The following is a 24,265-nucleotide window of genomic DNA, read 5'->3' on the forward strand; positions in this document are numbered from 1 at the left end:
TGCAATGACGCAATTGCTAAGTATATGCCAACGAAAACGCGAGTCGCCCAAGATTTCCAGGATTGACCCTGACCGGCTCGCCCAAGGAGCAAAATTATGAATGCGGACTATCACAACACGCGCACAGACTATCTGGGATCCGCTGGATTTCCGACAGAAATCGAGGTGAAGCAGGCACTGGACCGTGCGGCAAAGGCCCGTAATGAAGCTTTGTGGGCTGGTGTTTCTGCAATTGGTCGCTTCTTCACAACCGGGTTTGCCCTGCGGGAAATCGGACGCCACAGCGCCAGCCCTTGCAGATCCTAGAGCCCCCCTCCGACAGTCCGTTAAAATGGGGTGGTCCCCCTTCCACCGCATTGGACTTCGGTCAGAAAAACCCCGTCTTTTCAGGATGGGGTTTTTTTGTATGCCAGCGTCAATTTCGCCCTGCGTCCGGCTAAACAGATCCGCCCGGCAGCTTTTCCAGCCAACAACCGGATATCCGCCAGAGGCCGTCATCCATCTGCTGTAAGGAATAATGCGCCATCCAGGCCGATCCATCGCTGGCGATGATCATCACGTCCTGTTCGACCCGCCCGCCCCGTATTTCATAGTCTTTGAAATCAACAATCTTTGGGCTGATCAGCGCTGGATACCCGGACGTGACCATCTGCATGAAAATATCAGGATTGGAAAAGCGCTGTTGAATGACCGGTGCGGCATAGGAATAGGCGCCGGTCTTGTCGCCCTGGGCAAAGGCAGAGAGTTGTTCCTGAATGACACGCTTGACCGTGGCCTGTGCCGGATCACCCTGTGCGCCCGCTGTGGTCGCCCACAACCCCATCAACAGACCAACAGCAACCCACCGAAACATGTGTTTCATGACCCAATTCTCCCGAATGACACAACAGCCCCTCCCATAGGGAAGATACGCAGTGCCGCCGCGATAGGATCATCGTTTCGAAGATCAGGCCTTATCGAACGTATAGATGCACTTCGTTCTGGGCGGTATTGCGGGTATCGGCCAACAGGTTAATCCGGCCTGGCTGAACCCCCATATCGGTCAATGTGCGCAGCACGTCTTCCGCATTGCGCCGTGCGGCAGACCCGTTCAGCGCCACCTGGGCGGCATTGCCCCCATTCGGGCTGACCGCCACCAGATCGAACACGGCATCAGGCTTGGCGGTCAGCGCCTGGCTGACGGCGTTATACAGCGCCTGCTGATAGGGCACGTTATCGCGGTCAAAGCGAATGATTACCAGCGGCTCTGCATTCGGAGAAATGCCCGCACTTGACGAGGCTTGGCTGGCCGCCGCAGCCTCAACCAGCGCAAAGGAGCGGCTGGCGATATTGGTGCCGTACAATTCCCCGTTCTTGATGCCCAGCGCCAGGGTCGTCATATTCTGACGCTCGTTCGAGACATACAGATTATGGCGATTGATTTCCTGGGTCACGCTGGTCAGCATCCGGTCCAGATCGACCAGCGATTGATAGACCGAATCTTCCAGGATGCGCAGGCGGGCATGATCCTCGTCCACGGCGCCGCTCAGGCCATAGGTTGCCTGAACCGTGCTCAACAGGAATTTCCCGAAAGCGGCCTCGTCAGAAGCTTTGCTGTGCAGTGACGACAAGGCGGGGATGGTCTGTTCCACCGTCGCCAGAGAGGTCTGCGCCTGGTTCCATTGATCCACCAGAATGGGATTGCCCGGCGTTGTGCCCAATTGCAGACGCGATGTGATATCCGCCTTGGCCGTATGATAGGCCGTCGCACTGGCCGCGCTGTTGCCACGAATAGCATTCAGTTGGGATTTCAGCTCGGACACATTGGCGGTCAACTGGTTCAGGTCGCGCTCCATCTGCGCGATACGCTCACCCACCGCCGTGGTGCCATTATAGACAGCCGTGCGCTCGGCAGAGACCGTTCCGGCATCGCTAAGGGTCATCGCGGTCGGGGCCGTGGTTTGATTGGTGCCTTGAGCAGCCGAGCCGGTCGGGCTGGCCGCCGTGGTCGGGGTCGAAGAACCGCCAGCCGGGTCTTGCGAGTCCAGTGACGGCCACAGGGAGTCACATCCCGTCAGCATCACGCAGGTCGCGCCGATCAAGCCTAGCATTTTAAAAGAAGTGGTCATGCCCTGCACCGCCCTATCTTTAATCAGGTCGCCGTGACGCCCGAAATCCTCCGAAATCAAAACCCCCGCCAAAGACCCCCATCATCAGAAGCCTGTCTGCGGTTGCTTTCCACACTTACCGTCAAACGCACCCGGATTTTAACAGGATATTTGATCCGGTTCACCCAACAATCGGTGTCCCCATGATCCCGTGATCCAGCGTTTGTCCGGCACTCCCCCAATTCTTCCACCCGCCGCGTTCCGCAAATCCAATTGATCTGACCAATCCGCCCGACCAATCCCTCAAAACGCGCGACCGTCTCCGCCAGGCCCTGGCTCCCAAAATCCGCATCGGAACCCGGACCCTAAATCCACTGTCAGACACGCCCCATCAGGGCGGCTTAAACGCCAGCTAAGTGCTTATCCTAAAGGACAAACCGCACCCGTCGCCAGGCCCCAAAGCAATCCGACTGAGCGGATACTACTTTACCCTTTGCGCGGGGACAACCCGCATTCTGATAGACAATAGCGCGAATCCCATTGGACTCACGCGGTTTTTCCCATCCAACGGCGCTCTTGGCCGGGACTGTGCCCTCCCTGCAACACAGCCGCGATGCACGCCGGACCCACGCCCCCCATATTATCTCCAGCACCGCACCCATCCATCCGATACCACCCGGATTTTACATTTTTGCGAAAATCACCCTTGCCAACCCGTCCCACATCGCCTATCAACCGCGCCGCGTCACCGCACCAGCGGACGCCTGCGCGCCCCTAGCTCAACTGGATAGAGCACCTGACTACGGATCAGGAGGTTGGGAGTTCGAACCTCTCGGGGCGCGCCATTTTTTCTCAATAATATAATTCCAATCCCGTCTTTGCCGGTGCCCAGCTTCAGCGTGCTCACCGTCGAGCATGATTAATTCTCAGCACCAGAACAGATTAATTTTCTTTTTGTTCTTTTTAAATTGAACTTTTGAGGTTTTTGCCCATAATAAGACCGGGCCCTTTTAGGATAACCCCTCTCTGGCGACCGCGCAGTCAACGGATCGAAGAAATGTGCCCGAAAGGCCGGGGCTGTCTCTCAGAGGCCCTGATAACCGGACGGACAACGCGTTACTCCAGCGCAAATTGAGCGCTCTTCCCGGTGCCCCACGGGTGTTGGTGAAGAGCAAGGCAATCGGGATCCCGCTGAACACACCAATCGGCGGAGGATGTTCAATATGGAGTACGGAAATGGCAACGAAGTACTGGCTTCAACAAACGCTGGGTGGCGGGTATCCCGCTGATCCTGGAGATGTTGTGCAAACCAAACTCAGGCTTCAGGCGCAAGGCTACTATCGTGAACCAGACTATGGGATCACAGAATACCCTGATACCCCGATGTTTGACGGAATCAAGCGATTCCAGAGTGACAATGGCCTTCAAGTTGATGGCTTGATGCGCCCAGGTGGACCAACGGAAACAGGGCTTGCGGCAAGGTCGCCACGATACACTTGCTCAGAGTGCGGAGCAAAGCACGGTGGTGTGTATTCTCCAACTGTATGCGCAGACTGTTGGCTAAAATCATAGTTCTAAGTGGTCGAACGCGACGGGGTCCAATCCCCGTCGCGTCTTGCTTTTTTTATTCGAGCCCTCCAGCTTATGAAACAATCGATTTCGTGCTTGGTATAACCAAGCAGCTCACCCATCTCGCGAGAGTCATGCTCTGTTTCTTTGCGGGTCTGATAACCCCGCAAGCGGTTCGCATGGGCCTTGTCGATTCGCCATTCCTCGCCTGGCAACGCATAGTAGAGAGAGCGAATTTCCTCATCCTGACCAAACATTTTCTGAATGTGCAGGATATCCCGTTTGATAATCCGGCCCGCTTGCACATGGGGTTCAAACTCCGCGTCGGGGAATTCAAATTCGGCGCGTGTCAACTCCGAGAAATAGGCCAGCGGCTTGACGCCCGCCAACATCAACTCAAGTTCTCGCTCTTCATGAGGGCCAATTTCTGGCGGCGGTTTATCGAAACCCAATGTTTACACACCTTTTTGTTTTCTTGTTCGCGTTTAAGCTTAACAAACTGACCCTAGTCTAAAGCGGAGTTTAAATGAATTCCATCTTCTGTAGCGATTGGAATGTTTTTCAGAATCTTACTCCAATCGCTGGGTCCTTTTTCTTTTGCAGAAAGCCTATAGGACGCACCAAGGTGGATGTGGTCTTGATTGGTCACCTGTGGCCAAATCAATAGCCATATGAGTTTCTACGATGGGTGCCCTTTAGTGGCGCAGCGTTCTCTATTGTTCTTTGTCGTAAACCTGCACGCATACGGCGCTGCAACAAAAGCAGCAATGAAGAAACTGAACTGTATTTTGAGAAAGACCGCCTGATACAGAGAGGTGACTCATGATTAAAGTGTTATCCGGGGTCTGGCCCCTTCTCATTGGTATCGTGTTCATCATGCTGGGCAACGGCATGCATTTCACCCTTATTGGTCTTCGTGGCGGGATTGAGAGCTTTTCGTCCCTGGAACTGGCTATTGTCACCTCTGGCTATTTTATCGGCTTTCTTTCCGGTGCGCGTCTTAGCCCCTTGTTGATCCGGCGGGTTGGGCATGTGCGCGTCTTTGCGGCACTTGGCAGTTTTATGTCGGCGGCGCTGATCACATTTCCCTTACTGGCCGAACCCTGGACCTGGACGCTCCTGCGGATACTTATTGGTTTTTGTATGTCTGGTGTTTATGTCACGGCTGAGAGTTGGCTGAACAATGCTGCCACCAACGAAACACGCGGCAAGGTTCTTTCGGCTTATATGATCGCGCAGACACTTGGCATCATCGGGGCGCAGGGACTCCTGACGCTGGGAGATGCCGGGACCTCTGTACTCTTCATCGGCGCCTCCATTTTGGTATCTATTTCTTTCGCGCCGATTTTGTTATCTGTTGCCTCCGCCCCAACGGTTGAGGTTGCGCGCCCAATGCCGTTGCGTACCCTTTTTTCGAGTTCTCCGCTGGGCACAGTTGGGATCTTCCTATTAGGGACAGTCTATGCGACGCAATCAGGTATGGGGGCGGTTTTTGGCACTCAGATTGGAATGCCGGTCGCCCAGATATCGTTGTTTGTCGCGATGTTGTTCGCGGGCGCGCTGGTATTTCAATATCCCATCGGCTGGCTTTCAGACCGGGTAGACCGGCGTAAGCTGATTTTTGGCGCGGCCTGTCTTGGCGCGGTGGCGTGCATATTGGGGTGGGTTACCGACGGCGGTCTTTGGCCCTTAATGGCAGCAGCCTTTTTGGCTGGAGGGATGACAACACCTCTTTATGCCCTGTTTCTGGCCTATACCAATGATTCCCTTTCACCCGAAGATATGCCGGCAGCATCCGGGGGGCTTGTCTTCATCTTCGGGCTGGGTGCCATCGCTGGTCCAATGGCTACTGGTTGGGCGATGGAGGGGCTTGGCCCTTTCGCATTCTGGGTCGTGCTGGGGGCGACTTTTGGGGCAATTGCGCTCTATGCCCTATATCGCATGACACAGCGCGCCGCCGTTCCAGTGGATCAGACAGAAAGCTATATCGGTGTTATACCAACTTCATCGCTGGTCGCGGTAGAAGCAGCGGGAACCTGGGCCGCAGAGCAAGCAGACTCAGAACGCGAAGCAAACGCTTAAAGGTGCCACTAATATGCAGTCAGCAACACGCCACAAAGACGCACTGCAATGTCCTTTCCCCCATCCCAAGGTCCGCCCATGACCGCCTTGCCCCGCCTGAAAGCCATTACCGTTGGGTCGGCGACGGTGGATATTATTGCGACGGTGGCCAGTGATGATATTGAGCGGATGACGCTGCATAACAGCACGACGTCCTTCCTGTTGCTGGAGCCAGGCCGCAAGGTGGATGCGTCTTCGGTGATTACCCAGACCGGCGGCGGGGCGGTGAATGCGGCGGTGTCGCTGGCGCGCCTGGGGCTGGATGTGTCGGCGCTGGTGAAGCTGGGCGAAGATCATAATGCAGAGAAGATCATCGACCGGCTGAGCCAGGAAGGGATTGGGACCAACCTGGTGCGGACCTGTCGGGGGGATGGCCCCGATGAAGCGGGCGGCGAGACCACCGCCGTATCGGTGATGATTGCGTCCCATGATCGCAATGCGGCGATTTTCACCCATCGCGGGGCCAATGGTTTCCTGACGGAGGCGGATGTCGCCCCCCAGGCCTTTGCGGGGGCCGATCTGGTCTATGTCACCAATCTGAGCAATGACTCGGCAAATCGGTTTCCCAGTATTGTCTCCCACGCCAAGGCGGCAGGGGCCTTTGTGGCGGTCAATCCGGGCATTCGGCAATTGACGCGCAAGACCGATCCGTTCTTTGACAGTCTGCGCCATGTCGACCTGCTGGTCTGTAATTATGAGGAAGCCCGCGCCCTGGTCCCGGCCCTGGTCAATCGCACCGGATGGGAGCGCCAGTCTGCGCCATTGCTGGAGGGAGAAACCGGGCCCTGCCTGGAGATTGAAGGGTTCCGGCTGAGCCTGGCCGACTATACCCGCCGCCTTATGGATCTGGGGCCGCGCTATGTCGCGGTCACCCATGGCGCGAACGGGTCCTATCTGGCCGATGATACCGGCCTGCACCACCAATCTGCGATCCAGACACAGGTTTTGGGAACCGTCGGGGCGGGTGATGCCTTCGCCTCCACCCTTGCAGCGGCGTTGGTGCGGGGCGAAGACAGCCCCCGGGCAACCCTGTTGGCGGCGCATAATGCCGCATCGGTCGTGCGCCATGTCGATGCCCAGGGCGGATTGATGACCCTGGACGCGCTGAAGAAGGCGGCGTTTGAATGAGCCTGCGGATAGGGACAGTGTCGCACAAGCCCATGTGACATTTCTTTTCAAAAAGAGTAGACAGGTCGCCATGACACAGGATGCGACTGATAATCCGACCGAGGATCCCGGTGAGGCTACCCCGCCCCAGAAGCTGGAGGCGGCGATTGGGGCTGAGATCCGACGGCAGCGGAAGCGCCAGGATATGACCATGGCGATGCTGGCCGATGCGGCGGGCCTGTCGCAGGGCATGCTGTCGAAAATTGAGACCGGCCAGACCAGCCCGTCGCTGGCGACCCTGGCCAGCGTGGCAGAGGCGCTGGCGGTGCCGCTGTCGTCCTTCTTCAGCGCCACGGAACAGAGCCGCGATGTATCCTATGTGCCCAAGGGTCAGGGGATCGGCATTGATCGGCGGGGCACACGGGCGGGTCACTTGTATCACCTGCTGGGTCATTCCGTGCGCGGCGCGCTGGAAATGGAACCCTATCTGATCAAGCTGGATGAAGGATCCGAGCCCTATGATGAATTCCGCCATGAAGGGATGGAGTTCATCCATATGCTGTCGGGCAAGGTCAATTATCGCCATGGGGACAGATATTATACGCTCAATCCCGGCGACTCCCTGTTCTTCGATTCCATGTCGCCCCATGGCCCGTCAGAGCTGTTGGAGCTGCCGGCCATCTATCTGTCGGTGATCGCTGCGCGCACCAAATCGGATGATGACTAAATATTCCTTGTAAGATTATCTGTTTCCTATTAGTAATATCGCCCATCCGCTAATAACAGGAGCAGCGCGGCGATGTGTGGCATTGTAGGACTGTATTTAAAAAACCCGGATCTGCGATCCAAGCTGGGCCATCTTTTCGCGCCGATGCTGATGGAAATGACCGATCGTGGCCCGGATAGTGCGGGTTTCGCGGTCTATCGCGATGGAACGGACAGCGCCAAGGCAACCGTCTATGACCCGGACGAGGCATTCGATTGGGCGATGATCGCGTCTGAAATGACCAATGATCTAGGCTTTGCGGTTTCTGTCACGCGCAGTTCCACCCATGCGATCCTCAGCGCACACAGCGATCCCGACACGATGCGCCGCTGGCTGGTGACCCATCATCCGGAAATCCGCATCATGAGTACCGGCAGTTCGCTGGAAATCTATAAGGAAATCGGCCTGCCGGTTGATGTCATGGACAGGTTTGGTGTCACCCAGATGAGTGGCAGTCACATGATTGGCCATACCCGCATGGCAACCGAAAGCGCGGTGACGACCGAAGGGGCCCATCCGTTCAATACCGGGGCGGATCTGTGCCTGGTGCATAACGGCTCGCTGTCCAATCACAACGGGCTGAAGCGCTGGCTATCGCGCGACAAGGGGCTGGTGTTCCAGACCCAGAATGATTCAGAGGTCGCAGCGGGGTATCTGTCCTGGCGCCTGTCCGAAGGGGCCAGCCTGGCCGAAGCGCTGGAAGCCGCCCTGAAAGATCTGGACGGATTTTACACCTTCACCGTCGGGACCAAGGATGGATTCGCCGTTTTGCGCGATCCGGTTGCCTGCAAGCCTGCCGTGATGGCTGAAACCGACGATTGGGTGGCCATGTCATCCGAATTTCGCGCCCTGGCCCGCCTGCCCGGTGTGGAGAAAGCCACAGTCTGGGAACCAAAACCCGCAACTGTTTATAGCTGGGGTCACGAGCATCATGCGGCAGCATGAGCTCAGACAAACAAGCATCATGCAGCCGCATGAGCGCACACAAACAAGCATCATGCGGCAGCATGAGCGTGAACTAGAGATTCGGACCCTTTGTAATTTCCGCAAATCCAACATGGCAAACATCCCCGTTTGCTGAAGATTTGCCCAAGGATGAGTATGATGAGAGAGATTGATCTGACCGATGGCGATATCCGCCAGTTAAACCGCATCCTGCAGCGCCGCGATGGCAATCAGGATGCCCTTTTCACCGTCACCAACCCGATGGGTCGCCATTCCCTGGCGGCGGGCCTGATGGATGACATAGAAGTCCAGATCAAAGGTCATGTTGGCTATTACTGTGCGGGCATGAACAAACACGCCCAGATCACCGTTGACGGCAATGCAGGCGTTGGCGTGGCCGAGAATATGATGAGCGGCTGTGTCCGGGTGAAGGGCGATGCCAGTCAGTCTGCTGGCGCGACCGGGCATGGCGGGTTGCTGGTGGTGGAAGGCAATGCGTCGTCCCGCTGTGGCATATCCATGAAGGGGATCGACATCGTTGTGCAAGGCTCTGTCGGGCATAACTCCGCCTTTATGGCACAGTCCGGACATCTGGTGATCTGTGGCGATGCCGATGATGGGCTGGGCGATTCCATCTATGAGGCGGTGATCTATCTGCGCGGCGAGGCACGGGGACTGGGCGCCGATTGCATCGAAAAAGAGATGACCGACGAACACCGTGCGACTTTGCAGGGCCTTTTAGACACAGCAGGGATCGTCGCGGATGCGAATGACTTCCGGCGCTACGGCTCGGCCCGTCAGCTTTATAATTTCAAGATCGACAATGTCAGCGCGTATTAAGGACCCATCATGAGCCAAGATCACCCAGATTTACGGGAATCCTATCTATTTGACCGGCCCACTATCCGCGATATCCAGCGGGCGGCGGAAAAGGGGATTTATCACATCCGTGGCGGTGGGGCGAAACGCCGGCTGCCGCATTTTGATGACCTGGTCTTTCTGGGGGCCAGCGTGTCGCGCTATCCGCTGGAAGGATATCGCGAATCCTGCGGCACCGATGTGACATTGGGCGCGCGCCATGCACAAAAGCCGCTGAAAATCGATATCCCCATCACCATTGCGGGCATGAGTTTTGGCTCCCTGTCGGCCAATGCGAAGGAAGCCCTGGGGCGCGGGGCCTCTGAAGTTGGCACCAGCACCACGACCGGTGACGGCGGCATGACCCAGGAAGAACGCGGCCATTCGACCAAGCTGGTCTATCAATATCTGCCGTCACGTTATGGTATGAATCCCGATGATCTGCGCAAGGCGGACGCGATTGAAGTTGTCATCGGTCAGGGCGCAAAGCCCGGCGGGGGCGGCATGCTGCTGGGTCAGAAAATCTCCGACCGCGTGGCGGAAATGCGCGACCTGCCCAAGAATATCGACCAGCGCAGCGCCTGTCGCCATCCCGATTGGACCGGGCCCGACGATCTGGAAATCAAGATCCGGGAATTGCGGGAAATCACCGACTGGCAGGTGCCGATTTATGTGAAGGTTGGGGCAACGCGGACCTATTACGACACCATGCTGGCGGTCAAATCTGGCGCGGATGTCATCGTGGTCGATGGCATGCAGGGCGGGACAGGTGCCACCCAGGACTGTTTCATCGAACATGTCGGAATCCCAACCCTACCTGCGGTGCGGATGGCGGCAGAAGCCCTGCAGGAGTTGGGCATGCATCGCACCGGCGTTCAGCTGATCGTATCAGGCGGAATTCGCTGTGGGGCGGACGTGGCAAAGGCGATTGCGCTGGGCGCTGACGCAGTTTCCATCGGAACGGCGGCCCTGATCGCGCTGGGGGACAATCGCCCGGATCTGGCAGAAGAATACGCAAAACTGGGCTCTGCACCCGGCTTTTATGATGATTGGCAGGCAGGGCGCGATCCGGCCGGGATCACCACCCAGGACCCGGACCTGTCCAGCCGCCTGGATCCGATCAAAGCGGGCCATCGCCTGGCGAATTATCTGCGGGTGCTAACCTTGGAAGCGCAAACTCTGGCCCGGGCCTGTGGTAAGAGCCATGTCCATAATCTAGAGCCGGAAGATTTGAACGCGCTGACAATCGAAGCCGCCGCTATGGCAAAGGTGCCGCTGGCCGGGACAAATTGGATACCGGGACAGGGTTTCTGATACAATAATGGAATAGGTTGAAGCAAAGGGGATTTGGGGATCATGAGCAAACTGGAAGCTTTCGCAAAAAAGAACGGCGTTAAATACTTTCTGGTCAATTTCACTGACCTGTCAGGCATTCAGCGGTCCAAGCTGGTCCCGACGCCTGCTATCGCCGGGATGGAAAAGAATGGCGCAGGCTTTGCCGGATTTGCCACCTATCTGGATATGACGCCCGCCTTTCCCGACCTGTTTGCTGTTCCCGATCCTGACAGCGTTATTCAATTACCCTGGAAACCTGACGTCGCTTGGGTCGCCAGCGATCTGGTGATGGAAGGGAAACTGGTTGAACAGGGGCCCCGAAACGTCCTGAAACGCCAGGTCGAAAAGGCTGATGCCGCCGGATACAGGCTAAAAACCGGGGTGGAGGCTGAATTCCACCTGATCACCCCGGAAGGCGATGCAATTTCCGACGGTCTGGATACCGCCGCCAAGCCTTGTTATGACCAACAGGCGGTCATGCGGCGCTATGATGTGATCGCGGAAATCTGTGATGCCATGATCGGGCTGGGCTGGGGTCCGTATCAGAACGACCATGAAGATGCCAATGGTCAGTTTGAAATGAACTGGGACTATGACGATGCCCTGATCACCGCTGACCGTCAGGCGTTTTTCAAGTTCATGGTGCGATCGATTGCGGAAAAGCACGGTCTGCGCGCGACCTTCATGCCCAAGCCGTTTATGAACCTGACGGGCAATGGCTGTCACATGCATCTGTCGCTGTGGGACAAGACCGGCAAGAAGAACCTGTTTTCCGACAACAAGGGCGAATTGGGCCTGTCGGACCTGGCCTATACCTTCCTGGGCGGGCTGATGCGCCATGCATCTGGCATGTGTGCGCTGACCAACCCCACCGTGAACAGCTATAAGCGATTGAACGCACCGGTTACTTTGTCAGGTTCCACCTGGTCACCCAACACGATCAGCTATGGTGGCAACAATCGCACCCATATGGTCCGCATCCCCGATCCGGGCCGGTTTGAATTGCGCCTGGCCGATGGGGCAGCCAACCCCTATCTGCTGGCCGCTGCAGTTCTGGCCGCAGGCATGATCGGCATGGAGACCAAGGCGGATCCCGGTAAGCGTCTGGATATCGACATGTACACCCAGGCCCATCTGGCAAAGGGGGCCAAGAAGCTACCGATCTATCTGATCGACGCGATCCGGGAATTTTCCAAGGACAAAATCCTAGGGGCCGCGCTGGGCCCAGATTTTGCCAAATCCTATATCACCATCAAAACCCGGGAATGGAATGACTATGCGCGCCATCTGACCGAGTGGGAACGAGCCAATACCCTGGATTGTTAAAATATCGATAGCCCTGTGACCATAGTCACTTTCTATTCTGTACTAACAGCACTACCTTAATACCCATCGGTAGGGACGATCTATTGTCCCGAAAAAGGCAAACCGTCGGTAACGGCGGGACGCAAAGTTACCGGTCCCAAAGCGATTTTAGACACCTTTGGGACAGCGGGACCGCCGGGAAATGTGTTGATCTGTTCAAACCGAAAGTCTGTGCTGAATGTCCAGTCGCCAAATTGTGGCCTATACCGTTATCCTGCTGTTTCTGGCGCTGCCGATGATCGCGCTGCCCTTTGTCGGCCGGCAAATTCTTGAGCGGCTGGAATTTTCCGGCACCACGACCGCGCAAGGCACCCCGATTACAGATCCCAGCCTGATGATCCGCCTGATCACAAACCCCCTGATTGGCCTGATTGACGATGCTTCAAGACCGCTGGTTGCCGCGATTGACCTGCCAACACGCGAAGTGGCCGCCCAGCTTTGTGCCAAATCGGCCTATGTGAATGATGCCATCCAAATTTATGCCGCCAATAATCCAAACCGCGCTGATCCGGTTCGAGATATGATGGATAATGATCCCAGGCTTGTGCGTTACTTAAATCAGGAATTCCCCACCTTCTTTATCATCAAGGCCCGGATCACACCGCAAATGGCATATCAAGGGGAGGCCCTTCGCATGGACATTTATGAATGTTCTGGAAACAGCTTTCGCCGGGTCGCCGCCAAAACAGAGCGATAACGCCTGATAAGAGCATCATGCGCTCGCATGAGCTCAGACATAATGCTTTTATCCCTATTTTTCAGCAAATACGTCGTCGCAAACCATTCCGCTTGCGAAGGCTTTGCTTTAGTTCCTTGTTTGTTTCAATATCCTCCCCTAGAGTTCCAGGCATAGGAGATCCCCCCAATGGCAGAATCATACCCTGACCCGGTTGTTTTCGACACGCGCCCGGATGCGACGCTGGCCGTCACCCGCGGCACGGTTCGTCTGTTGCGGAATATGGGCATGGCCTGCCTGACGGAGGTTTCCCTGAATACTGGCCGTCGGGTCGATGTGCTGGCGCTGGATAAAAAGGGACAGGCAACGGTGGTGGAGGTTAAATCCTCACTTGAAGATTATGCCGTAGACTCGAAATGGACCGAATATCTGCCCTTCTGCGACCGGTTTTACTTCGCCGTGCCGGTCACATTTCCTGTCGAAATTCTGCCAGACTCTGTGGGCCTGATCATCGCAGATGCCTATGGCGCATCCATCGAACGGCCCGCCGCAGAGGGGACCATGAATGGCACCCGTCGAAAGGCGCTGACGCTGCGTTTTGCCCGGTTGGCCGCAGATCGTTTTGCTGATCTGATGGATCCAAAGCTTACGGCAAAACGGATTTAAGGCAAAACGGATTTAAGGCTGTCCATCGCCTCGATCAATGCCCGCATGATGCCGGGTTCAGTGGCAGAATGGCCCGCATCATCAATGATTTTCAACCGTGCATCTGGCCAGGCTGATACCAGGTCATAAGCAGAAGTCGGCGGGCAGACCACGTCATAGCGTCCCTGTATGATGATGCCCGGAATGCCATGCAGGCGATGGACATTCTCAAGCAATTTATTTTCACCCAGGAACAGCCCGTTGGCGAAATAATGGGCCTCTAACCTTGCCAGGGGCAGGGCGGCATCCCGAAATCCAACAGATCGCAGACTGTCGGCATTTGGGCGCAAGGTTGAACAGACCGCCTCATAACGGCTCCAGATTTCAGCAGCGATGCCGTGCACGGCCTCATTGGGATCATTCAGACGCCGCAAATACGCCGCCAGGGGATCGGTGCGCTCTTCTGCGGATAAATGCCCAATAAAGCGGGCATGTTCTTCTGGAAAGAATGTCCCCATACCCTGCAGGAACCAGGACACTTCCTTGGGCCGACACAGAAAGATGCCGCGCAAAACCAGTGCCTGTATGCGATCAGGATGGGTTTGCGCATAAGCCAGGGCCAGGCTGGACCCCCAGGACCCGCCAAAGACGACCCAGGAGTCAATTCCCAGCATTTCACGCAGCGATTCAATATCTTTGATCAATCGGCCGGTATCATTATTGCGCGTTTCCGCCGCCGGGCGCGATCGGCCTGCGCCGCGCTGATCATGCAGAATGATGCGATAGAATTCCGGATCGAAAAACCGTCGATGGCCAGGCGTAGTTCCGGCCCCAGGTCCCCCATGCAGGAAACAGACGGGCACGCCCTCAGGGTTGCCGCTCTCCTCCCAATAGATACTATGGGGCGGTTCCACGTCTAAGTGGCCGCTGCGGATGGGTTCAATGGCTGGGTACAGCCGATCTCGGGACATAATGGGTCCTGTCGATGGGATTAAAAAGGAGCAACTGCAGTGCAGTATGGCCTGTACACGTCGGGGGTGCAAAGCCGATTATCAAGGCGAAAGGCATTGCGGATCGGACTGGGCGGCGGGGCACTTCTGAGCCTGGGGCACCAGACAGGCCTGGCGGCACCAGATGGCCCCTTGTCGTTTCTTGCGACCATTATCGCTGTTGATGACGGACGATCTGTCCGACTGGCCGATGGGCGCCGGGTGGTTTTGCCTCATATTCTGCCCCCCGGACCGGACCGCCACGCCCCGATGACCGACACAACCCCGATCCGTCAAGCCGCTCAAGGGCTGGCGGATTTGGTGCTGGGGCAACAGGTTCGCGTCGACCTGGATGCCACCGCCCAGGATCGCTATGGCCGCTTACGAGCAAAACTGTCCCTGAAGGGTCAGGATGTCGCCGCCCTGCAAGCCGGAAACGGATGGGTGCGGGTCTTCCCGGAGCCCGGCGCTGACCTTCAGGATATCAAGCCCCTGCTTGCAGCAGAAACAGCCGGTCGGACGGCGATGACAGGATTCTGGAAGACGGCCCTGTTTCAAATCCACCCCGCCGGATCTTATGAAAGCGGGTCTGACCGCTTTGAAATTCTTTCGGGTCGCCCCCGGAATGTGACCCAAATTGGCAACCGCGATCATCTGGAATTCGGCGCGGACTGGAGAACTGATTTCACCGCTGGATTGGATCGATCGCTGCGAAAGGTCATTGATCCCGAAACACTGATTAACACGCCAGTCGAACTGCGCGGATGGATCCGGGAGTGGAATGGTCCGTTTATGGAAATCACGGAGCCAGGCCAGATCGCCCTGTTATAGGGGTTCCGCCGCATCCATCAGCAGGTCGGAGGGCAGATCAACCCGGCGTTCGATGGAAACCTTCAGCTTTTGCAGCGCGCGGGATTCCAATTGCCGCACCCGTTCCTTGCTGACGCCCAGAACCTTGCCCAATTCTTCCAGCGTCGCACCGTCTTCGACCATGCGGCGGCGATGGATAATGGTCTGTTCCCGCTCCGTCAGTTCACCGATCGCTTCCGCCAACCAGCGGGATCGGCTTTCAGCATCTTTCAGCCCGGTCACAACCTCTTCCGGGTTGGGTCCTTCATCCTGCAGGAAGCCGATCCATTCCTCTTCACCCTCCTCACCGACATGGGCGTTCAGGGATTGGTCGCCCGCAGACATGCGACCTTCCATCTGTTCCACATCGCCGACATTCACATTCAATTCCTTGGCGATCTTAAGGCGCTGGGCAGGGGTCATTTGTGTGGCAGAGGCATCTGATATCTTGGCCCGCAGCCGACGCAGATTGAAGAACAAAGATTTCTGAGCAGCCGTGGTGCCGGTGCGCACAATGGACCAGTTGCGCAGAACATAATCCTGCATGGCGGAGCGGATCCACCAACTGGCATAGGTCGAAAACCGTACATCCCGTTCCGGTTCAAACCGCGCTGCGGCCTGCATCAGACCGACATTGCCTTCCTGCACCAGATCACCCATCGGCAGACCATAATTGCGGAAGCGCGACGCCATGCTGATCACCAGACGGGTATAGCAATTAACCAGCTCATGCAGGGCCTTTTCGTCCTGTTCGTCCCGCCACAGGCGCGCCAAATCCATTTCATGATCGCGCGATAACAGCGGTTGTTTCATCGATTGGCGGATATAGCGAACATTCGCGCGCTGGGTTGCTGGATCGTCGAGATGTGCCATCTTACCTGCTCCTGCTGTGATCTGTCTGTTTTGACACTGCGGGCGATGTTTTAGATCTTTTACCCGCGCACACCCGGATCAATCCCGCGATCATGAAATGGATCGAGCGCTTTGGCCTACCTTGGCGATACGCCGTGGCACGCCGCCTGGATCATATTGCGGTGCAACAATAGCATAGATTCTTGTGAATCGATTGACACGATGCTGTGATGACTTGGAACAACAGACCAATCCGGTCGCGGATGCGGTCAAAGCCTGTGAACGCACACGATGCTAAATTATCCACCAAAGCTCATGCTGCGCAGGGTGTTTTTATCCTCTTCAAGCTCATGCTGCGCATGATGCTTTAAATTTCCACCCGCTGTTCAATCTCTCCGGTCACCGCCAGACGAACAGCGGCAAGACGGCCGCCGCGCCCGGCCCCGCTGTCGACAGAGATTGTATACTCTCCCTCAACAATGCCGCTGGCATCGGGATCATAACCCCGCACGATGCGCTGGAATCCTCGATAGGGTCGATTAATTTCAGCAAAGCTGCGGGCCGCCCACCAGAAGGAATCCGCCTGTCGGGCCAGGGGTTTGTCGATATCCAGCCCCGCATGGACAAACAACAGCGCCCCATCATCCGTATAGGCCGCACGCTTCAAGGCGTTCTGCAATGCATCATGACCAGGCAAGGCGCGCGCCGCCTGGCGCAGTCGATTGGTCCAATAGGTCAGGGCCAGAGTCCCTTCCTTTGCCTGAAGCGCACCTTCTTCCGGGTTAAAGCCCAGGGCCTGCATCATCGACCCCATGCCGCGCTGAAGCATCCAGGTCAGAACCTCGGCAGGGTTTGGGGCGAATTGCAGTTGCATCAGCTTCCACCACATCTCCTCCTGCGCGCCCCGCAGATAGACCAGATCATCGACATGCCGGAAGGGATCAAAGGACAGAAACCAATTGCGAAACCGCAGCAATTCCTCCAGCACACCCGGACCATCGGTGCCATAGCCCCAGTAATTGCCCAGATACACGACCCGATCGCCAAAGCGGATGTCTTCGGCGATGGTGTCATGCAGCGCCATCAGTTTATTTGAATCGCCATGAATCGCGCCAATCGCCCAGACCCTGTCAGTGGCGCGCAACACGGTAAATCGCTCGGATTGGCTCATGGATCAGCTGAGGATGTTGTTATCAGGACGGCACCTGCCCTGTCGTACCCGACCATGGCACAGACAACGCACGCGCAGCCTATCATTCCGAAACCGGGGGGGACAGAAAATTCAGGCCCGCCCCCAGATCGGGAACGGGCCTTTATCTTCTTTTGCACAGCCAACAACACGTTGCCTTGGCATGTGCCAAAAACTGCCGAATTTACGCGGCGGCTTTTTCCATCATTTCTTCCAGCTTCAGCGCCGCTTCTTCTTCGCCCAGCTCTTCAACTGCGGCGAATTCACGGGCCAAACGGTCCAGCGCCGCCTGATACAATTGGCGTTCGCTATAGGACTGGTCCGGCTGGTTTGCGTTGCGGAACAGGTCGCGCACGACTTCTGCAATCGCGACCGGATCGCCGGAATTGATTTTTGCTTCATATTCCTGGGCCCGGCGGGACCACATGGTACGGCGAACCCGGCTTTTGCCCTTCAGGGTTTTCAGCGCGGCCTTCATCATGTCAGGCGACGACAATTTGCGCAGGCCGGACATATCCGCCTTCGCAACCGGCACCCGCAAGGTCATGCGGTCCTTGTCGAATTCAATGATGATCAATTCAATCTTCTGGCCCGCGATCTCCTGATCTTCGACGCCCAGTACCTTGCCAACCCCGTGGGTCGGATACACAACGAAATCACCTTTGGTATACGCACTTTTCTGTGACATTTTTGGTTCCTTGTACCCATCCATCGTGTGTCGCACCGGTCGTCCGTCGGGGGTGGTCTGATTTGGCACCCGTCCCCATGGACTCCGTCGATATCACGCCTCTGCCCGATCTTTCCATTAGGATGCCGGCGGGACTGCCAGCACCCATCCGTTCATGATCGTCCGCCTACCACTTCAGCCATCTCCCCTGGATCCGATGGGCTGACTCAGGGTCGAAGACTAAAAATACAGACCGAAAAAACCACCGCCGAAACCGTATGATTTCAGACAACTGGCCGCACATTTGTCGGAAAGAGTTGCCAGACCAGCAACCATTCAGCCCATCTTTCCTCTCTGTGATTTACACAGGGACCGTTGAGAGATTGGACCGAAAACTCTCCATATCTACCTCTATAATAGCACAAAAATTAGGGTGTTCCGAGTCCCTAATGACGTTATGTCGCGCTTTTTTTGTGCACCGCACGCTAAAAAGCCGATCCTAACAGTCCTTAATCAGGGTTGGGCAGGGTCAATTGCCTGAGCCACAGGCCCAGTCTCAGCTGCCTTCGCCCGGCTCGGAGGAGAAGTAATTCTTGAACTTATCGGGCACGCCCTGCCATTCCTCGGCATCCGCCGGCGCGACACCCTTTTGGGTAATCACCGGCCATTGTTCGGAATAGGTCTTGTTCAGCTCCAACCACTTATCCGCTTCGGACTCGGTATCGGGCAGGATCGCTTCGGCGGGGCATTCCGGTTCACAGACGCCGCAATCGATGCATTCATCGGGATGGATGACCAGCATGTTCTCGCCTTCATAGAAGCAGTCCACAGGACAAACTTCCACGCAGTCCATATGTTTGCATTTGATGCAATCTTCGGTGACGACATAGGTCATTTCGGTCCCTCTCATTCCATGATACGGCCTTGGTGCGGAGCCTTGCCCCGCGAGACCCCTGTCTGATATTAGACTTCACCCTGTCTTCGCAACTGATTTCGTAAGGTCCATGTCACAATCTCCCCCCGATCCCCGTCGCCATGCGCCCGCCACCCTGCGCAATCGCGATGCCATTCTTGCCATTCTGCCCCAGGCTTTTGGGCAGGCCCGCCGTATTCTGGAGATCGCATCGGGCACCGGGGAACATGCCGCCCATTGCGCACCCGCTCTGGCGAAAGCGGCCAAGGGCGGCTTTATCTGGTATCCCAGCGATTGGGATGCGGAAAACCTGCCCGGCATCGACGCCCATGCGAAGGCGGCGATGGCTGACAGTGGCCAGCCCGGCTGTATCGCGCCCGCCCAGCGCATCGATGTGTCGCAGGCTAACTGGACCCCCCAATGGACCCAACCGGGACAGGCCGGCCCCCTTGAGGCGATGTTTTGTGCCAACATGATCCACATTGCCCCCTGGGCCGCGGCGGAAGGTCTGTTTTCCGGCGCGGGTCGGCTGCTGCCACAGGGTGGCACATTAACCCTGTATGGCCCGTATCGCCGCAATGGGCAGCATACCGCGCCCAGCAATGCAGGTTTCGATGCCTCCCTGCAATCGCGCGATCCAAGCTGGGGTGTGCGCGATCTGGAGGGGGAGGTTGCGCCCCTGGCCCAGCGCAATGGCCTGTCTCTGCATAGAATAGAAACCATGCCCGCCAACAACCTGATCGTCATCTTCCGGAAGGACTAGGACCATGCGGCTTTCCCTGTTCAGCAATGCCCTGGTCGCGGTCCTGGTTGGCTTTGGCGGCAGCGTCGCCATCGTGCTGGCAGGCGTTCAGGCCGTCGGCGCGACCCCGGCGCAAAGTGCCTCCTGGATCAGCGCGCTGTGTCTGGCGATGTTTGTCACCAGCACCACCCTGTCGGTCCTGCACCGGATGCCCATCGTCACCGCCTGGTCGACGCCCGGTGCCGCGCTGATCGCCGCCACAGCGATTGGCGGGGTGCCAACCTATTCCATTGAGGTCGCGGTCGGGGCCTTCCTGTTCGCCGCCGCCCTGATCCTGCTGAGTGCCGCCGTGAAGCCGCTGGCAACCCTGATCGCCAAAATCCCCAGCGCCCTTGCCTCTGCGATGCTGGCAGGCGTGCTGATCGGCTTTTCCATCGCGGTCTTTGATCAGGCGGCACAGGACCCGCTGCTGGTGCTGCCTCTGGTCGCGGTCTTCCTGATCGTGCGCATGGTCAGCGCCACCTGGGCGGTGATCGCCATGCTGGGTGCCGGGGTCGCCTGGGCCGCGATCCTGGGCAAGATTGCGCCGATGACGGGCGGGATTGAATTGACCAGCCTGGAACTGATCACTCCCGTCTTTGATCCTGCCGCCCTGATCGGGCTGGGCCTGCCGCTGTTTCTGGTGTCCATGGCGTCGCAGAACCTGCCGGGCTTTGCCGTGCTGCGGGCGGCGGGCTATGAACCCCCCACGCGGTCCGCCCTGGCGGTGACGGGCCTTGCCTCCCTGCTGACAGCCCCCTTTGGCGCCCATACCACGACGCTGGCGGCGATCACCGCCAGCCTGTGTACCGGGCCAGACACCCATCCAGACCCGAACAAGCGCTGGATCAGCGGCATTTTCTATGGCCTGGGCTATCTGATCCTGGCCGGCGTTGGGGTGTCCGTCGTGGCGGGCTTTGCGGCCCTGCCCACCGGTGTCATCGTCACCGTCGCAGGCCTCGCCCTGATCGGCCCCCTGATGGGCAGCCTCAGCGCTGCACTCGCCCCCGAAACCACCCGCTTCCCCGCCGTCCTAACCCTGACCGCCACCGCCTCGGGCCTCGCCCTATTCGGCATCGGCAGCGCCTTCTGGGGCCTTGTGCTGGGGTTACTGGCGCTGGGGTTGGATAAGCTGGCGAAGAAGATGCGGGGCTGACGCAGGAAGATTTACCGCGGAGAGCGCGAAGGAGGCGCGGAGGACGCAAAGACATCCCCTGTATCGTCTTACCCGCGAAGGCGGGTATCCAGGGCCACAGGCACCAAATTCACCTACCGCCCTGGTCTCCGGATCACGTCCAGGATGGCTGGTCGGGCGGCACGTATGTATCCGGGTTCGCCTTCCATTTTTCCCATTCTTCATGAAAATCGGGCCAATCAAGGTCGAATTTAGGCCAATGAACTGGGGAATTCAGTCCTTCTGGCAAGCGTATGCTAGAATCGCCAAACATATCATTCAGATGAATCCTGATTTGAGGTAAGGTCGAAAAATCCACGCCCTTGACAGTTGCCATTGCCCAATCCACATCCGTCATTTCAGTGGCTTGGTCAAACTGTGTTTTAATAAGCCTCACGCCACGTAGCATCGCAGTTATAAGAAACGCACCCTGTAACTGCGCTTTGCTGAGATCAGCGTCCTGCATATGCACAAGAATGAGACGCGCGCCTCTGAATTGTACATCTACAAGATTTGCATGCTGCAACCCTGCTAAAGTAAAGCTAACACATTCCGCCTGAGCGCCTCTGAGATAGGCCGACTGCAGCTGAGCACCGCTAAGATTTGCGCACTGCAACTGCGCCTTTGCAAGATTCACTCCTTGTAAATTTGCGTTTGAAAAAATGACGCCTTGCAGCTGCGCCTCGGCTAGGGATGCACCATGAAAAAAGGAGTTCCCAAGGTTGGCGCCCTGCAATTGCGTTTTGCTGAGATTTGACCCTTGCAAAAATACACCTTCCATTAACGCACCGTTAAGATTGAGGTTACTTAAATTTGCCCCTTGCAAATCGGTGTATCGCAAGTCCAGGCGATACCCTTGATAATTTTCGCGCTTGGCTTTCCAATCTTCTAATTCAGCTTGATCAATCAAGCCATTCTTAAGGCGTGGCAGCGACTCAAAGCCTGGTCCATCAAAAATAAATTCTGCCGTAAGAACAGGATTGTTGTGTCGCGCCTCTTGCAAGCGTCCTTGGGCATTGCGGCGACCAAGGACAGTCAGGACGACCTGTATGTCCTCCCGCGGTTTCAAACCCGCAATATCCCTACGAAGTTGCGCGTGGAAGGCTTCTAATCTGTCCTTCCAATCTTCTCGCAGCGGCCCATTTTTCTCATCTGTATAAATTTCTACAGTAGCAACATTCTTCGCGCCACTAGCCGGTGCATTTTCGCGGATATAGGCGCAGAGGATTTCCATGATCTGGACATGGATATCGAGATTGTTGCGGGCCAATCGTTCCAGCGCCAGGATCGCGCCGATGCGGACTTCCAGATTGGGGCGGGTTTCGGAGAAGACTTCCCATTTCCCGCCTGCGACGGGGACAGCCCCGTCGATAGGCTTGTCCTTCCATTCAATCGTGATTTCTTCGCCGCCCCCTGGCTTTGGACGCATCACAGTCCGTCCGATGCGGTCGATCTTCTTTTCCGCCCCCAGACCCTCAACCGCATTATTGATGCGGTCGGTGATCAGGCCTTCTTCCGTCGCCTTTGTCTGGCGTTCGCTCTGTCGGGTTTTGATCAAGGTGAAAGGTAGTGCCACCACCGCGCCTAAAGTCGCGACCAGCGCCGTCATTCGCACCAATAACCAGCGTTGCTCAGTTATTGCATCCTCTGACAATGGAACTGGGTTGGAGATCACATTAAAAATGACAGTGATCAGGCTGAACAATAGAATCAAAAATAGAACGGTCCAAAATAACAGGGCCGGGACACTCAGCGCCTTTGGTGCTTTTTCAACACCCAATTTCTCAAGCACTATATCGCGAAGCGCGCAAAATGCCTTGGTATAAGATACTAAAGCCAAGACCAGAAAGATGCAGAAGAACAGCCCTATATTCAGGGCAATCCCCGTCACCTGATCCCAGGTCAGCGTCAGTGCTGTTTCTTCCATCCCCACCCCCAAATATTAGTCTTATCAAATAAGACCATAGGGAGAGGAAAAAGGGAAACAACAACTCTATCCAATGTTGCCTGCCGCCCTGGACCCCGGATCTAGTCCGGGGTGACGATGGAGCAGATACAAACGCACCCTCACCCTGAGGAGCGGAGCGTCTCGAAGGGGGAAGCACAGTGCTTACAGCCCCTCCTTCGAGACGGCGCTATCGCGCCTCCTCAGGATGAGAATGAGGCGGTTTGGAAACGTGTGTGCCAGGCCGCTCTGCGTCCTTTGCGCCTCCTCTGCGCTCTTTGCGATTACTCTTCAAAGGTGGGAACGCTGAGGACGCGAAGACATTCCCTGTATCGTCTTACCCGCGAAGGCGGGTATCCAGGGCCACAGGCACCAAATTCCCCTGCTGCCCTGGACCCCGGATCAGGTCCGGGGTGACGATGGGGCAGATACAAACGCACCCTCACCCTGAGGAGCGGAGCGTCTCGAAGGGGGAGCCTTCTGTAAGTACCGCGCTTACAGCCCCTCCTTCGAGACGGCGCTACGCGCCTCCTCAGGATGAGAATGGGGCGGTTTGGAATTGTGTGTGCCAGGCCGCTCCGCTCCCTTTGCGGATACGTCAGTACATATGCTGGCCGCCATTGATCGACAGGGTGGAGCCGGTGATGAAGCCGCCCTCGTCGGAGACCAGGAATTTTACGCCGCGCGCGATTTCTGAGGCCTGGCCGAGGCGACCAACGGGGATTTTCGCGACGATTTTATCCAGCACGTCGGCGGGGACGGCGCGGACCATGTCGGTGTCGATATAGCCAGGGGCAATGGCGTTGACGGTGATGCCGACGCGGGCGCCTTCCTGGGCCAATGCCTTGGTGAAGCCATGGATGCCCGATTTGGCGGCAGCATAGTTGACCTGACCATATTGCCCGGCCTGACCATTGACGGAGCCGATATTGACGATGCGGCCGAATTTGCGTTCGCGCATGCCGTCAATGACTGCGCGGCAACAATTGAAGCAGGAGCCCAGATTGGTATCCAGCACCGCCTGCCATTGTTCCGCATTCATACGGTGCATGGTGCCGTCGCGGGTGATCCCGGCATTGTTGACCAGAATTTCGATGGGGCCCAGATCCGCCTCGATCTGTTTTACCGCCGCCTGCACCGCGTCAAAATCAGACACATCGAATTTATAAACCGCAATGCCGGTTTCCGCCTTGAAGGCATTGGCCTTTTCATCATTGCCGGCATAGGCCGCCGCAACGGTATAGCCAGCGTCTTTCAATCCTGTGGAGATCGACGCGCCAATGCCGCGCGTTCCGCCCGTTACCAATGCCACTCTGCTCATCTTGATATGCCTCCCTGTTATTGTGACCTGTCCATCGTCGTTGCGACGGAGCATTTCTGCCAGATGTATCCCTTAACCCATTTGGGGCCGCTTGGGGCCTGTGTCCACTGT

At 57.0% G+C, this 24,265-nt stretch carries 24 protein-coding genes, 1 tRNA gene and 1 riboswitch; of the genes, 15 read left to right on the plus strand and 10 right to left on the minus strand.

Annotated elements, in window-relative coordinates:
- Positions 1–96 precede the first annotated feature (96 nt).
- Positions 97–306 carry a hypothetical protein gene (locus ACOSDM_RS03815; RefSeq protein WP_420723161.1) on the plus strand — a complete coding sequence of 70 codons (210 nt, stop codon included), beginning with the start codon at positions 97–99 and terminating at the stop codon, positions 304–306.
- A 130-nt stretch (positions 307–436) separates the two neighbouring features.
- On the opposite strand, the gene ACOSDM_RS03820 is transcribed toward ACOSDM_RS03815, so the two are convergent.
- Positions 437–862 (minus strand): DUF4864 domain-containing protein, encoded by a 426-nt coding sequence (locus ACOSDM_RS03820; protein ID WP_420723162.1) that lies wholly within the window; start codon positions 860–862, stop codon positions 437–439.
- A 91-nt stretch (positions 863–953) separates the two neighbouring features.
- A complete protein-coding gene (locus ACOSDM_RS03825) occupies positions 954–2,108 on the minus strand; it encodes a hypothetical protein (RefSeq protein WP_420723163.1) in 1,155 nt (384 codons plus the stop codon).
- 747 nt (positions 2,109–2,855) lie between these two features.
- On the opposite strand from ACOSDM_RS03825, the gene ACOSDM_RS03830 reads away from it, so the two are divergent.
- Together ACOSDM_RS03830 and ACOSDM_RS03835 are read left to right on the plus strand one after the other, a co-directional pair.
- A tRNA-Arg gene (locus ACOSDM_RS03830) sits at positions 2,856–2,932 on the plus strand.
- 391 nt (positions 2,933–3,323) lie between these two features.
- Positions 3,324–3,659, plus strand: a complete 336-nt coding sequence (locus tag ACOSDM_RS03835) for a peptidoglycan-binding protein (protein ID WP_420723164.1) — start codon at positions 3,324–3,326, stop codon at positions 3,657–3,659.
- Positions 3,660–3,661: 2 nt separating this feature from the next.
- Here the strand turns inward: ACOSDM_RS03835 and ACOSDM_RS03840 are convergent, their stop codons facing one another.
- The gene (locus ACOSDM_RS03840) at positions 3,662–4,108 is read right to left on the minus strand and encodes a hypothetical protein (RefSeq protein WP_420723165.1); all 447 of its coding nucleotides are present in this window, start codon (positions 4,106–4,108) and stop codon (positions 3,662–3,664) included.
- A 370-nt stretch (positions 4,109–4,478) separates the two neighbouring features.
- Between ACOSDM_RS03840 and ACOSDM_RS03845 the strand changes: the two genes are divergently transcribed.
- From ACOSDM_RS03845 to ACOSDM_RS03885, 9 genes are all read left to right on the plus strand, one after another.
- On the plus strand, positions 4,479–5,738 hold the full coding sequence (locus tag ACOSDM_RS03845; RefSeq protein ID WP_420723166.1) for an MFS transporter: 1,260 nt from the start codon (positions 4,479–4,481) through the stop codon (positions 5,736–5,738).
- A 78-nt stretch (positions 5,739–5,816) separates the two neighbouring features.
- On the plus strand, positions 5,817–6,905 hold the full coding sequence (locus ACOSDM_RS03850; protein WP_420723167.1) for a carbohydrate kinase family protein: 1,089 nt from the start codon (positions 5,817–5,819) through the stop codon (positions 6,903–6,905).
- Positions 6,906–6,975: 70 nt separating this feature from the next.
- Entirely contained in the window at positions 6,976–7,611 is a 636-nt protein-coding gene (locus ACOSDM_RS03855) for a helix-turn-helix domain-containing protein (protein ID WP_420723168.1), read from the plus strand.
- Between the two features lie 72 nt (positions 7,612–7,683).
- Positions 7,684–8,595, plus strand: coding sequence for a class II glutamine amidotransferase (locus ACOSDM_RS03860; protein WP_420723169.1), 912 nt, complete (start codon positions 7,684–7,686; stop codon positions 8,593–8,595).
- 156 nt (positions 8,596–8,751) lie between these two features.
- The gene (locus ACOSDM_RS03865; protein WP_420723170.1) at positions 8,752–9,435 is read left to right on the plus strand and encodes a protein glxC; all 684 of its coding nucleotides are present in this window, start codon (positions 8,752–8,754) and stop codon (positions 9,433–9,435) included.
- A 9-nt stretch (positions 9,436–9,444) separates the two neighbouring features.
- Entirely contained in the window at positions 9,445–10,767 is a 1,323-nt protein-coding gene (locus tag ACOSDM_RS03870) for an FMN-binding glutamate synthase family protein (protein WP_420723171.1), read from the plus strand.
- 42 nt (positions 10,768–10,809) lie between these two features.
- Positions 10,810–12,114 carry a type III glutamate--ammonia ligase gene (gene glnT / locus ACOSDM_RS03875; protein ID WP_420723172.1) on the plus strand — a complete coding sequence of 435 codons (1,305 nt, stop codon included), beginning with the start codon at positions 10,810–10,812 and terminating at the stop codon, positions 12,112–12,114.
- 86 nt (positions 12,115–12,200) lie between these two features.
- A riboswitch (cyclic di-GMP riboswitch) is annotated at positions 12,201–12,293 on the plus strand.
- A 38-nt stretch (positions 12,294–12,331) separates the two neighbouring features.
- Complete coding sequence (locus ACOSDM_RS03880) at positions 12,332–12,850, plus strand: hypothetical protein (protein WP_420723173.1); 519 nt, start codon at positions 12,332–12,334, stop codon at positions 12,848–12,850.
- Between the two features lie 168 nt (positions 12,851–13,018).
- Positions 13,019–13,495 (plus strand): MmcB family DNA repair protein, encoded by a 477-nt coding sequence (locus ACOSDM_RS03885; RefSeq protein ID WP_420723174.1) that lies wholly within the window; start codon positions 13,019–13,021, stop codon positions 13,493–13,495.
- Here ACOSDM_RS03885 and pip read toward each other — a convergent pair.
- Entirely contained in the window at positions 13,492–14,445 is a 954-nt protein-coding gene (pip, locus tag ACOSDM_RS03890; RefSeq protein ID WP_420723175.1) for a prolyl aminopeptidase, read from the minus strand. The genes ACOSDM_RS03885 and pip overlap by 4 nt on opposite strands.
- A gap of 39 nt (positions 14,446–14,484) precedes the next feature.
- On the opposite strand from pip, the gene ACOSDM_RS03895 reads away from it, so the two are divergent.
- On the plus strand, positions 14,485–15,294 hold the full coding sequence (locus ACOSDM_RS03895; protein ID WP_420723176.1) for a thermonuclease family protein: 810 nt from the start codon (positions 14,485–14,487) through the stop codon (positions 15,292–15,294).
- Here ACOSDM_RS03895 and ACOSDM_RS03900 read toward each other — a convergent pair.
- From ACOSDM_RS03900 to fdxA, 4 genes are all read right to left on the minus strand, one after another.
- The gene (locus ACOSDM_RS03900; protein ID WP_420723177.1) at positions 15,289–16,185 is read right to left on the minus strand and encodes an RNA polymerase factor sigma-32; all 897 of its coding nucleotides are present in this window, start codon (positions 16,183–16,185) and stop codon (positions 15,289–15,291) included. The two genes, ACOSDM_RS03895 and ACOSDM_RS03900, sit on opposite strands and share 6 nt — an antisense overlap.
- 346 nt (positions 16,186–16,531) lie before the next feature.
- Complete coding sequence (locus tag ACOSDM_RS03905; RefSeq protein WP_420723178.1) at positions 16,532–17,335, minus strand: hypothetical protein; 804 nt, start codon at positions 17,333–17,335, stop codon at positions 16,532–16,534.
- Positions 17,336–17,537: 202 nt separating this feature from the next.
- Positions 17,538–18,041 carry a CarD family transcriptional regulator gene (locus ACOSDM_RS03910; RefSeq protein ID WP_420723179.1) on the minus strand — a complete coding sequence of 168 codons (504 nt, stop codon included), beginning with the start codon at positions 18,039–18,041 and terminating at the stop codon, positions 17,538–17,540.
- 535 nt (positions 18,042–18,576) lie between these two features.
- A complete protein-coding gene (gene fdxA / locus ACOSDM_RS03915; RefSeq protein WP_420723180.1) occupies positions 18,577–18,915 on the minus strand; it encodes a ferredoxin FdxA in 339 nt (112 codons plus the stop codon).
- Positions 18,916–19,024: 109 nt separating this feature from the next.
- Between fdxA and ACOSDM_RS03920 the strand changes: the two genes are divergently transcribed.
- Positions 19,025–19,696 (plus strand): DUF938 domain-containing protein, encoded by a 672-nt coding sequence (locus tag ACOSDM_RS03920; RefSeq protein ID WP_420723181.1) that lies wholly within the window; start codon positions 19,025–19,027, stop codon positions 19,694–19,696.
- A 4-nt stretch (positions 19,697–19,700) separates the two neighbouring features.
- Positions 19,701–20,870, plus strand: a complete 1,170-nt coding sequence (locus ACOSDM_RS03925; protein WP_420723182.1) for a benzoate/H(+) symporter BenE family transporter — start codon at positions 19,701–19,703, stop codon at positions 20,868–20,870.
- Between the two features lie 133 nt (positions 20,871–21,003).
- On the opposite strand, the gene ACOSDM_RS03930 is transcribed toward ACOSDM_RS03925, so the two are convergent.
- Positions 21,004–22,815, minus strand: a complete 1,812-nt coding sequence (locus tag ACOSDM_RS03930; protein ID WP_420723183.1) for a pentapeptide repeat-containing protein — start codon at positions 22,813–22,815, stop codon at positions 21,004–21,006.
- 616 nt (positions 22,816–23,431) lie between these two features.
- Complete coding sequence (phbB, locus tag ACOSDM_RS03935) at positions 23,432–24,154, minus strand: acetoacetyl-CoA reductase (RefSeq protein ID WP_420723184.1); 723 nt, start codon at positions 24,152–24,154, stop codon at positions 23,432–23,434.
- Positions 24,155–24,265: the final 111 nt, after the last annotated feature.

It is taken from the genome of Hwanghaeella sp. LZ110, from assembly GCF_048892525.1.
In the GTDB taxonomy this organism is placed as follows: Bacteria; Pseudomonadota; Alphaproteobacteria; order UBA8366; family Aestuariispiraceae; genus Pacificispira.

Coding starts and splice junctions, on each gene's coding strand:
- ACOSDM_RS03880 (WP_420723173.1), top strand. CDS start 12,332: ATGTCCAGTCGCCAAATTGTGGCCTATACCGTTATCCTGCTGTTTCTG.
- ACOSDM_RS03910 (WP_420723179.1), bottom strand. CDS start 18,041: ATGTCACAGAAAAGTGCGTATACCAAAGGTGATTTCGTTGTGTATCCG.
- ACOSDM_RS03820 (WP_420723162.1), bottom strand. CDS start 862: ATGAAACACATGTTTCGGTGGGTTGCTGTTGGTCTGTTGATGGGGTTG.
- ACOSDM_RS03930 (WP_420723183.1), bottom strand. CDS start 22,815: ATGGAAGAAACAGCACTGACGCTGACCTGGGATCAGGTGACGGGGATT.
- ACOSDM_RS03905 (WP_420723178.1), bottom strand. CDS start 17,335: ATGAGCCAATCCGAGCGATTTACCGTGTTGCGCGCCACTGACAGGGTC.
- ACOSDM_RS03835 (WP_420723164.1), top strand. CDS start 3,324: ATGGCAACGAAGTACTGGCTTCAACAAACGCTGGGTGGCGGGTATCCC.
- ACOSDM_RS03865 (WP_420723170.1), top strand. CDS start 8,752: ATGATGAGAGAGATTGATCTGACCGATGGCGATATCCGCCAGTTAAAC.
- ACOSDM_RS03850 (WP_420723167.1), top strand. CDS start 5,817: ATGACCGCCTTGCCCCGCCTGAAAGCCATTACCGTTGGGTCGGCGACG.
- ACOSDM_RS03860 (WP_420723169.1), top strand. CDS start 7,684: ATGTGTGGCATTGTAGGACTGTATTTAAAAAACCCGGATCTGCGATCC.
- ACOSDM_RS03920 (WP_420723181.1), top strand. CDS start 19,025: ATGTCACAATCTCCCCCCGATCCCCGTCGCCATGCGCCCGCCACCCTG.
- ACOSDM_RS03845 (WP_420723166.1), top strand. CDS start 4,479: ATGATTAAAGTGTTATCCGGGGTCTGGCCCCTTCTCATTGGTATCGTG.
- ACOSDM_RS03885 (WP_420723174.1), top strand. CDS start 13,019: ATGGCAGAATCATACCCTGACCCGGTTGTTTTCGACACGCGCCCGGAT.
- glnT (WP_420723172.1), top strand. CDS start 10,810: ATGAGCAAACTGGAAGCTTTCGCAAAAAAGAACGGCGTTAAATACTTT.
- ACOSDM_RS03825 (WP_420723163.1), bottom strand. CDS start 2,108: ATGACCACTTCTTTTAAAATGCTAGGCTTGATCGGCGCGACCTGCGTG.
- ACOSDM_RS03900 (WP_420723177.1), bottom strand. CDS start 16,185: ATGGCACATCTCGACGATCCAGCAACCCAGCGCGCGAATGTTCGCTAT.
- pip (WP_420723175.1), bottom strand. CDS start 14,445: ATGTCCCGAGATCGGCTGTACCCAGCCATTGAACCCATCCGCAGCGGC.
- phbB (WP_420723184.1), bottom strand. CDS start 24,154: ATGAGCAGAGTGGCATTGGTAACGGGCGGAACGCGCGGCATTGGCGCG.
- ACOSDM_RS03815 (WP_420723161.1), top strand. CDS start 97: ATGAATGCGGACTATCACAACACGCGCACAGACTATCTGGGATCCGCT.
- ACOSDM_RS03925 (WP_420723182.1), top strand. CDS start 19,701: ATGCGGCTTTCCCTGTTCAGCAATGCCCTGGTCGCGGTCCTGGTTGGC.
- ACOSDM_RS03870 (WP_420723171.1), top strand. CDS start 9,445: ATGAGCCAAGATCACCCAGATTTACGGGAATCCTATCTATTTGACCGG.
- ACOSDM_RS03855 (WP_420723168.1), top strand. CDS start 6,976: ATGACACAGGATGCGACTGATAATCCGACCGAGGATCCCGGTGAGGCT.
- fdxA (WP_420723180.1), bottom strand. CDS start 18,915: ATGACCTATGTCGTCACCGAAGATTGCATCAAATGCAAACATATGGAC.